This is a genomic window from Streptomyces sp. NPDC093801 (assembly GCF_040701585.1).
Classification (GTDB): Bacteria; Actinomycetota; Actinomycetes; order Streptomycetales; family Streptomycetaceae; genus Streptomyces.
In genome coordinates, this window is sequence record NZ_JBFBDP010000008.1 from 163,282 (window position 1) to 174,221 (window position 10,940).

A 10,940-nucleotide genomic window follows, 5' to 3' on the forward strand; every position below is an offset into this window, starting at 1 on the left:
AACCCAACGTGAGTGCGTCCTACGAGAAGGTCGTCGAGGCGCTGAGGAAGTCGCTGGAAGAAGTCGGCTCGCTGAAGAAGCAGAACCGGCGGCTCCTCGACGCCTCCCGTGAGCCGATCGCCATCGTGGGCATGGCCTGCCGGCTGCCCGGCGGGGTGGCCGGCCCCGAGGACCTGTGGAAGCTGGTGTCCGAGGGCCGTGACGCCGTCACCGGGTTCCCCGAGGACCGCGGCTGGGACCTGGAGGGCCTGTTCGACCCGGACCCCGACCGTGCGGGCACCTCGTACGTCGACCAGGGCGGCTTCCTCCACGAGGCGGGTCTGTTCGACGCCGGGTTCTTCGGGATCTCGCCGCGCGAGGCGCTCGCGATGGACCCGCAGCAGCGGCTGCTGCTGGAGACCTCCTGGGAGGCGCTGGAGCGGGCCGGCATCGACCCCGTCTCCCTGAAGGGCGCCGACGTCGGCGTGTTCTCCGGGGTGTTCGGCCAGGGCTACGTCGCCCCGGGCGCCAGCATGGTCACGCCCGAGATCGAGGGCTTCGCCGGTACGGGCGGCTCCACGAGCGTGGCGTCCGGCCGGGTCTCCTACGTCCTCGGGTTCGAGGGCCCGGCGGTGTCGGTGGACACGGCGTGTTCCTCGTCGCTGGTCGCCATGCACCTGGCGGCGCAGGCGCTGCGGCAGGGCGAGTGCTCGATGGCCCTGGCCGGCGGCGCGACCGTCCTGGCCAGCCCGGGCGTCTTCGCCGAGTTCTCCCGGCAGAAGGGCCTGGCCGCCGACGGCCGCTGCAAGGCGTTCGCCGACGCGGCCGACGGCACGGGCTGGGCCGAGGGCGTCGGCGTGGTGGTGCTGGAGCGGCTGTCGGTGGCCCGCGAGAAGGGCCACCGGGTGCTGGCGGTGCTGCGCGGCAGCGCGGTCAACCAGGACGGGGCCTCCAACGGCCTGACCGCGCCGAACGGTCCGTCCCAGCAGCGCGTGATCCGCGGGGCGCTGGCGAACGCCGGGCTGGCGTCGGCGGACGTGGACGTGGTGGAGGGCCACGGGACGGGCACCGCGCTCGGCGATCCGATCGAGGCCCAGGCCGTCCTCGCCACCTACGGGCAGGGCCGCGACGCGGAGCGGCCGCTGTGGCTGGGTTCGCTGAAGTCCAACATCGGCCACACGCAGGCCGCGGCGGGCGTGGCCGGCGTCATCAAGATGGTGGAGGCGCTCCGCCACGGCGTGATGCCCCCCACCCTGCACGTGGACGTGCCCACCACCGAGGTGGACTGGTCGGCGGGCGCCGTGGAACTGCTGACCGAGGCCCGGGAGTGGCCGCGCGACGGCCGGCCGCGCCGGGCGGGCGTGTCGGCGTTCGGGGTCAGTGGGACGAACGCGCACCTGATCCTGGAGGAGGCTCCGGCGGAGGAGGAGGCCGCGGCAGCGGCAACGGTTGCGGCTCCGGTGGCCGGTGGTGTGGTGCCGTTGGTGGTGTCGGCGCGCAGCGCGGCCTCGCTGGCGGCTCAGGCCGGGCGGCTGGCCGGGTTCGTGGAGGGTGCCGAGGGTGTTTCTTTGGCGGAGGTGGCCGGGGCTCTGGTGTCGGGTCGGTCGGTCTTCGGGGAGCGTGCGGTCGTTACGGCCGGGTCCGCCGAGGAGGCCGTCGCGGGGCTGCGGGCGCTGGCCCGCGGCGAGGACGCGGCCGGTGTGGTGACCGGCACTGCGGCTGCTGCGGGCGGGGTGGTCTGGGTGTTCCCGGGTCAGGGTGCGCAGTGGGCCGGTATGGGCCGTGAACTGCTGGATTCCTCGCCGGTGTTCGCGGCGCGAATCGCGGAGTGCGCGACCGCCCTGGAGCGGTGGGTGGACTGGTCGCTGGTCGAGGTGCTGCGGGGTGAGGCGGCGCCGGAGCTGCTGGAGCGGGTGGAGGTGCTCCAGCCGGCGAGCTTCGCCGTCATGGTCGGTCTGGCTGCCGTGTGGCGGTCCGTCGGTGTCGAGCCCGACGCCGTACTCGGCCACTCCCAGGGGGAGATCGCGGCCGCCTGCGTCTCCGGTGCGCTGTCGCTGGAGGACGCGGCCCGTGTGGTGGCGCTGCGGAGCCAGGCCATCGCGAAGGAGCTGGCCGGCCGGGGCGGGATGGCGTCGGTGGCGCTGAGCGCCGAGGAGGCGGCCTCGAAGCTGGAGCGTTGGGCGGACCGGGTCGAGGTGGCGGCGGTCAACAGCCCGTCGTCCGTGGTCGTCGCCGGTGACGCCGAGGCACTCGACGAGGCGTTGGAGGCCCTCGCCCTGGAGGGTGTCCGGGTGCGTCGGGTGGCGGTGGACTACGCCTCCCACACGCGGCACGTCGAGGCGATCGAGGGCCTGCTGGCCGAGGCCCTCGCGGGGGTCGCGGCGAAGGCTCCCACGGTGCCGTTCTACTCGACCGTGACCGGTGGTTGGGTGGCGGAGGCCGGTGTCCTGGACGGCGGGTACTGGTACCGCAACCTGCGGAGTCAGGTGGGCTTCGGTCCGGCCGTCGCGGCTCTCCTCGGCCAGGGGCACGGGGTGTTCCTGGAGGTCAGCGCGCACCCGGTGCTGGTCCAGCCGATCAGCGAGGCCGTGGACGGTGCGGGCGCCGAGGTCGTGGTGACCGGGTCGCTGCGCCGTGAGGACGGTGGCCTGCGCCGCCTGTACGCCTCCCTGGCCGAGCTGTTCGTCCGCGGCCTGGCCGTCGACTGGGCGGCGGTCCTGCCGCCCGTCACGACGGCGCGCGTCGAGCTGCCGACGTACGCCTTCGAGCACCAGCACTACTGGCTGAAGGACACGGGCGCCGCGACGGACGCGGCCTCGCTGGGACAGACCCAGGTCGATCACCCGTTGCTCGGCGCGGTGGTCCGGCTGCCGCAGTCCGACGGGTTCATCTTCACCTCCCGCCTGTCCCTGCGCACGCACCCCTGGCTCGCCGACCACGCCGTCAGCGGTGTGGTCATCCTCCCCGGCTCCGGGCTGGTCGAGCTGGCCGTGCGCGCCGGTGACGAGGCCGGCTGCGAGCTGCTGGAGGAACTCGTCATCGAGGCGCCCCTGGTCGTCCCCGACCACGGCGGCGTACGGGTCCAGGTGGCGCTCGGCGCGCCCGGCGAGAACGGCTCGCGCTCCGTGGCGGTGTACTCCCTGCGCGAGGACGCCGAGACCGACGCGTGGACACGGCACGCCACCGGCATCCTGTCGGCCACGGCCCAACCGGTCGGCAGCGGCTTCGACTTCACCGTCTGGCCGCCGGCCGGTGCGCAGCCGGTCGAGGCCGGGGAGTTCTACGGCGACCTGGTCGAGCGCGGTTACGGGTACGGGCCCGCGTTCCAGGGCCTGCGGGCGGTCTGGCGGCGTGACGGCGAGGTCTTCGCCGAGGTGGCCCTGCCCGACGACCACCGCAAGGAGGCCGGCGGGTACGGGGTCCACCCGGCGCTGCTGGACGCGGCCCTCCAGGCCGGGACCTTCGCCCACGCGGGCGCGGCGGACGAGGAGCCCGGGGAACCGGTGCTGGCGTTCGCGTGGAACGGGCTGGCCCTGCACGCCGCGGGTGCCTCGGCCCTGCGGGTACGCGTCGCGCAGAACGGTCCGGACGCCCTGTCGTTCCAGGCCGCCGACGAGACCGGCGGGCTCGTCGTGACCCTGGACTCGCTGGTCTCCCGTCCGGTGTCCGCGGGGCAGCTGGAGACCCCGGCGGACACGGCGGCCGCCAACGCGCTGTTCCGGGTGGAGTGGAGCGCGCTCCCGCAGCCCGAGGAGGAGGTGGACGCCGTCCAGACGTGGGCACCCGTGTCCACCGCCGACGAGGTGACGGCGCTGTCCGAGGCCCTGGCGGCCGCCGACGGCCTGTCGCTGATCGCGGTCCTGGAGGCCGTCGGAGAAGGCGGCGAGGACCCGGTGCTGGACCTGGCCTCCCGCGTGCTGGAAGTCATCCAGGCGTGGCTGGCCGGGGCCGGGCTGGAGGACTCGCAGCTGGTGATCGCCACCCGCGGCGCCGTGCCCGCCGGCGACGGCGGTACGGTGACCGACCCGGCCGGCTCGGCCGTGTGGGGCCTGGTGCGGGCCGCGCAGGCGGAGAACCCGGACCGGATCGTCCTGGTGGACGTCGACCCGGCCGCCGAAGGCGCCACGGACTCCGTGATGGACTCCGTCCTTGGTGCCGTGCTGGCCAGCGGTGAGCCGCAGGTCGCCGTACGCGGGACCACCCTCTCCGTGCCCCGTCTCGCCCGCGCCGCCGCGCAGGTCCCGGACGCTCCGGGGACCTTCGCCCCGGAAGGCACGGTCCTGGTGTCGGGTGCCGGTTCGCTGGGCGGTCTGGTGGCCCGGCACCTGGTCGCCCGGCACGGTGTCCGCCACCTGCTGCTGGCCAGCCGCCGCGGACCGGCCGCCGACGGCATGGCGGAACTGGTCGCCGAACTCGGCGAGCGGGGCGCCGAGGTCGCGGTGGTGGCGTGCGACCTCTCCGACCGCGACGAGCTCGCCGCGCTGCTGGCGTCCGTACCGGCCGGGCACCCCCTCACCGGCGTCGTCCACACGGCCGGCGTCTTCGACGACGGGTTGATCGGGGTGCTGACCAGGGAGCGGCTGGCCGGGGTGTTCGCGCCGAAGGTGGCCGCGGTGCGCCACCTGGACGAGCTGACCCGGGGCCTGGACCTCGACGCCTTCGTCGTGTTCTCGTCCGTCGCGGGCCTCTCCGGCGGCGCCGGGCAGGGCAACTACTCGTCGGCCAACCACTACCTCGACGGCCTGATGGACCACCGCCGGGCCGCGGGCCTGCCGGGCCTGTCACTGGCCTGGGGCCTGTGGGAGCAGTCCCTCGGCATGGCCTCGCACCTCAGCAGCGTCGACCAGGCGCGGGCGAGCCGCAGCGGTGTGCTGGAGATCTCCGCCGCCGAGGGCATGGGCCTGTTCGACGCCGCCCTCGGCGCCGAGCAGCCGCTGCTCGTGCCCGTCAAGCTGGACCTGCGCGGCATACGGTCCGACGCGGCGGCCGGCGGTACGGTGCCCCACCTGCTGCGCGGCCTCGTCAAGGCCGGGCGGCAGCAGGCGCAGGCGGGAGCCACCGCGGACGAGGGCCGCAAGCTCTCCGCACGGCTGGCCGGACTCACGGCCCCCGAGCAGGAGGCCCTGCTCCTCGACCTGGTGCGCACCCAGGCCGCCGTCGTCCTCGGCCACACCGGTCCGGGCGGCGTCCGGGCCGACATGGCGTTCAAGGACGCCGGGTTCGACTCCCTCACCTCCGTCGAGCTCCGCAACCGGGTGCGCGAGGCGACCGGCCTGAAGCTCCCGGCCACACTCGTCTTCGACTACCCGACCCCGCTGGCCCTCGCCCGCTACCTGCGCGAGGAGTTCGGCGACGTGTCGCCCGCCCCCGTCGAGCAGACGGCGGCCGTGGCCGCCGACGCCGGTGAGCCCATCGCGATCGTCGGCATGGCCTGCCGTTACCCCGGCGGCGTCTCCTCGCCCGAGGAGCTGTGGCAGCTGGTGTCCGAGGGCCGGGACGCGGTCTCCGGATTCCCCGACGACCGCGGCTGGGACCTGGAGGGCCTGTTCGACCAGGACCCCAACCAGGCCGGCACCTCGTACGTCGACCAGGGCGGCTTCCTCCAGGGTGCGGGCCTGTTCGACGCCGGGTTCTTCGGGATCTCGCCGCGCGAGGCCCTCGCGATGGACCCGCAGCAGAGGCTGCTGCTGGAGACCTCCTGGGAGGCCCTGGAGGGCACGGGCATCGACCCGTTCTCGCTCAAGGGCAGCGACGTCGGCGTCTTCTCCGGCGTCTCCAGCCAGGGCTACGGCACCGGCACCGTCGCACCCGAGGTCGAGGGTTTCGCAGGCACGGGTCTGGCCCCGAGCGTGGCGACCGGCCGCGTGTCGTACGTGTTCGGCCTGGAGGGCCCCTCGGTGTCCGTGGACACCGCCTGCTCGTCCTCGCTGGTGGCCATGCACCTGGCCGCGCAGTCGCTGCGCCAGGGCGAGTGCTCCATGGCACTGGCGGGCGGCGCGATGGTGATGGCCACGCCCGGGGCCTTCCTCGCCTTCTCCCGGCAGCGCGGCCTGGCCGGTGACGGCCGCTGCAAGGCCTTCGCCGACGGCGCGGACGGCATGGGCCTGGCCGAGGGCGTCGGCGTGGTCGTCCTGGAGCGGCTGTCGGTGGCGCGGGAGCGCGGCCACCGGGTGCTGGCGGTGCTGCGCGGCAGCGCCGTCAACCAGGACGGCGCCTCCAACGGCCTGACGGCTCCCAGCGGTCCCTCGCAGCAGCGGGTGATCCGCAGGGCGCTGGCCGGTGCGGGGCTCTCCCCGGCCGACGTGGACGTGGTCGAGGGCCACGGGACGGGCACGGCTCTCGGTGACCCGATCGAGGCGCAGGCGCTGCTCGCCACGTACGGCAAGGGCCGCGACCCCGAGCGGCCGCTGTGGCTGGGTTCGCTGAAGTCCAACATCGGCCACACGCAGGCCGCGGCGGGCGTCGCGAGCGTCATCAAGATGGTGCAGGCCTTGCGCCACGGCGTCATGCCGCCCACCCTGCACGTCCAGCGGCCCACCACCGAGGTCGACTGGACGGCGGGCGCGGTGGAGCTGCTGACCGAGGCCCGGGACTGGTCGCGCGGCGCCCACCCGCGCCGGGCGGGGGTCTCCTCGTTCGGTGTCGGCGGGACGAACGCGCACCTGATCCTGGAGGAGGCCCCGGCCGAGGAGGAGGCCGCGGCAGCGGCAGCGGCAACGGTCCCGGCCCCGGTGGCCGGTGGTGTGGTGCCGCTGGTGGTGTCGGCGCGCAGCGCGGCCTCGCTGGCCGGTCAGGCCGGACGCCTGGCCGCGTACGTCGAGCGCGCCGACGGGGTGCCGGCGGCGGAGCTGGCCGGGGCCCTGGCATCGGGCCGCGCGGTCTTCGGCGAGCGGGCGGTGGTGCTCGCGGGCTCGGACGAGGAGGCGCTGACGGGGCTGCGGGCGCTGGCCGGCGGCGAGGACGCGGCCGGTGTGGTGACCGGCAGCGCGGGTGCGCCGGGCAAGGTCGTGTGGGTGTTCCCGGGTCAGGGGTCGCAGTGGGCCGGCATGGGCCGTGAACTGCTGGACTCCTCGCCGGTGTTCGCGGCGCGGATCGCGGAGTGTGCCGCGGCGCTGGAGCCGTGGATCGACTGGTCGTTGACCGAGGTCCTGCGGGGCGAGGCGGCGCCGGAGCTGCTGGAGCGGGTGGACGTGCTCCAGCCGGCGAGTTTCGCCGTCATGGTCGGCCTGGCTGCGGTGTGGCGGTCGGTGGGCGTTCGGCCTGACGCCGTACTCGGCCATTCCCAGGGCGAGATCGCGGCCGCCTGCGTCTCCGGCGCGCTGTCGCTGGAGGACGCGGCCCGTGTGGTGGCGCTGCGCAGTCAGGCCATCGCCAAGGAGCTGGCCGGCCGGGGCGGGATGGCGTCGGTGGCGCTGAGCGCCGAGGAGGCGGCCTCGAAGCTGGAGCGTTGGGCGGACCGGGTCGAGGTCGCCGCCGTCAACGGGCCCGCCTCGGTGGTGGTCGCCGGTGACGCCGAAGCGCTCGACGAGGCGTTGGAGGCGCTCGCCCTGGAGGGTGTCCGGGTGCGTCGGGTGGCGGTGGACTACGCGTCGCACACGCGGCACGTCGAGGCGATCGAGGGCCTGCTGGCCGAGGCCCTCGCGGGGGTCGCGGCGAAGGCTCCCGAGGTCCCGTTCTACTCGACCGTGACCGGTGGTTGGGTCGAGGACGCGGACGTCCTGGACGGCGGGTACTGGTACCGCAACCTGCGCGGTCAGGTGGGCTTCGGCCCGGCCGTCACCGCCCTCCTCGGCCAGGGGCACGGGGTGTTCCTGGAGGTCAGCGCGCACCCGGTGCTCGTCCAGCCCATCAGCGAGACCGTCGACGGCCTCGACGCCGACGTCGTGGTGACCGGCTCCCTGCGCCGCGAGGACGGCGGAACGCGCCGCCTGCTGACCTCCATGGCCGAGCTGTTCGTCCGCGGCGTCGACCTCGACTGGAGCGGTGTCGTGCCACAGCCGGCCCGGCGCATGGAGCTGCCGACGTACGCCTTCGACCACCGCCACTACTGGCTGCACCTCGCCGAGTCGGCCACCGACGCGGCCTCCCTCGGCCAGGCCGAGGCCGGCCACCCGCTGCTCGGCGCCGTGGTCCAGCTGCCGCAGTCCGACGGGCTCGTCTTCACCTCCCGCCTGTCCCTGCGCACGCACCCCTGGCTCGCCGACCACCGTGTCGGCGGCCTGGTGCTCCTCCCCGGCACCGGTCTGGTCGAACTGGCCGTACGCGCCGGTGACGAGGCCGGGTGCGGGCTCCTGGAGGAGCTCGTGACCGAGACGCCTCTGGTCGTCCCCGACCACGGCGGGGTCCGGCTCCAGGTCGCGGTCGGCGCGCCCGGCGAGAGCGGCTCGCGCACCGTGGAGATCTACTCCCGCCGCGAGGACGCCGCCGACGGGGACGGGTGGACGCGGCACGCCACCGGCATGCTGTCCGCCACCGACCGGCCCGCCGGTCACGGGTTCGACTTCGCCGCCTGGCCCCCGGCCGGCGCCGAGCAGGTCGACATCAGTGCCGGCTACGCCCTGCTCGCCGAGATGGGATACGCCTACGGGCCCACGTTCCAGGGCATGCGGGCGGTCTGGCGGCGCGGCGAGGCGCTCTTCGCCGAGGTCGCCCTGCCCGAGGAGCAGCGCAAGGAAGCGGCTGCGTTCGGTCTGCACCCGGCCCTCCTGGACGCGGCCCTCCAGGCCGGGACGTTCAGCGCCGCGGCGAGCACGGCGGACGAGGAGTCCGGCGAGCCGGTGATGCCGTTCGCGTGGAACGGGCTGGCCCTGCACGCCGCCGGGGCCTCGGCCCTGCGGGTGCGGATCGCGCCGAGCGGCCCCGACGCGGTGTCCTTCCAGGCCGCCGACGAGACGGGCAGCCCGGTGGTGTCGCTGGACTCGCTGGTCCTGCGACCGGTCGACGTCGACCGGCTGGGCGCCGCGGCCGACGCGGTGTCCGCCACCTCCCTCTACCGGGTGGAGTGGACCGGGACGGGTACGGCCGACGCGGCGGACTCCGGCCCGTCGTGGCTGCCGGTGACCGGTGCCGCCGACGTGGCGGCCCTGGCCGGGAGCGCCGCAGCCGCGGCGGTGCCGGTGCTGGAGGCGGTCGGCGGCGGGGACTCGGCTCTGGAGCTGACCTCGCGCGTGCTGGGGGTCGTGCAGGCGTGGCTGGCGGGCTCCGGGGCGGAGGAGTCGCGCCTCGTCGTGGCCACCCGGGGCGCGGTGCCGGCCGGTGACGGCGGTGCGGTGACCGATCCGGCCGGCTCGGCCGTATGGGGCCTGGTGCGGGCCGCGCAGGCGGAGAACCCCGACCGGATCGTCCTGGTGGACGTCGACCCCCTCGCCGAAGGCGGTACGGACTCGGTGCTGGACTCCGTCCTCGCCGCCGTGCTGGCCTGCGGTGAGCCGCAGGTCGCGGTGCGGGGAGCGGCTCTGTTCGTGCCGCGCCTCGCCCGTGTCGCGGGGTCGGCGCAGGAGGCTCCGGTGGTCTTCGCGCCGGAGGGCACCGTCCTGGTGTCCGGTGCCGGTTCGCTGGGCGCGCTCGCGGCCCGGCACCTGGTCGCCCGGCACGGCGTACGGCACCTGCTGCTGGCCAGCCGCCGCGGACGGCAGGCCGAAGGGATCGAGGAACTGGTCGCCGAGCTGACCGGGCACGGCGCCACCGTCTCGGTGGCGGCCTGCGACGTCTCCGACCGGGCCCAGGCCGAAGCGCTGCTGGCGTCCGTACCGGACGGGCACCCCCTCACCGGTGTCGTGCACACCGCGGGCGTCTTCGACCCGGGCGTCATCGGGACGCTGACTCCGGAGCGGCTGGCCGGGGTGTTCGCGCCGAAGGCCGACGCGGTCACGCACCTGGACGAGCTGACGCGGGGCCTGGACCTGGACGCGTTCGTCGTCTACTCCTCCGCCTCCTCCGTCTTCATGGGCGCCGGCAGCGGTGCCTACGCGGCCGCGAACGCCTTCCTCGACGGCCTGATGGCCCACCGCCGGGCCGCTGGCCTGCCGGGCCTCTCCCTGGCCTGGGGCCCGTGGGAGCAGCTCACCGGCATGGCCACCACCCTCGACGAGCTCACCAAGAGCCGCATGAGCCGGCGCGAGGGACGCGGCGGAGTCCAGGCGCTCGGATCCGCCGAGGGCATGGAACTCTTCGACGCCGCCCTCGGATCGGCGGATGCGCTCCTGGTCCCGGTCAACGTGGACCTGCGTGCGGTACGGGCCGACGCGGCGGCCGGCGGCGGCGTACCGCCCCTGCTGCGCGGACTGGTCCCCGCGGGCCGGCAGCAGGCCAGGGCGGGGGGCACGGGCCAGGAAGCCCTCAAGCTCACCGACCGGCTCGCCGGACTCGGCGCGGCGGAGCAGGAGGCCCTGCTCCTCGACCTGGTGCGCACCCAGGCGGCGGCCGTGCTCGGGCACACCGGCCCGGGCGGCCTCCGCGCCGAGACGGCGTTCAAGGAAGCCGGGTTCGACTCGCTCACCTCGGTCGAGCTGCGCAACCGGGTCCGCGAGGCGACGGGCCTGAAGCTCCCGGCCACGCTGGTCTTCGACTACCCGAGCCCGCTGGTCCTCGCCCGCCACCTGCGCGAGGAATGCGGCGTCGAGGAGGCCTCCCCGGCCGACCCGGTGCTCGCAGGCCTCACCGGCCTGGAAGCGGCCATCGAGTCCGCCGCCGCCGACGAGGAGGCGCACGAGCGGATCACCGTACGCCTGCGGGAGCTGCTGAAGGCAGCCGAGGCTGCGGGTCGTCCGGGCACCGCGCCGGGAGGTGCCGACGCCTCCGACGAGGATCTCGAAACCGCTGACGACGAAGAGCTGTTCGCGATCTTCGACCGGCTCGACTGAGCCGGACCGGACGGCCGGGCCCGCACGGGCGCGCCCGGCCGTCCCCCCCCCGCACCCGGTGCGGGACCCCCCACAGCAATTGCTCACATCACCTTTCCT

1 protein-coding gene is annotated in these 10,940 nt (G+C 75.3%); it reads left to right on the plus strand.

Translation table 11 applies throughout. The features are described from left to right. Positions 1 to 8 precede the first annotated feature (8 nt). Positions 9 to 10,841: an SDR family NAD(P)-dependent oxidoreductase gene (locus AB0469_RS11375; RefSeq protein WP_366451099.1), complete on the plus strand. Its 10,833-nt coding sequence runs from the start codon at positions 9 to 11 to the stop codon at positions 10,839 to 10,841. Positions 10,842 to 10,940 lie beyond the last annotated feature (99 nt).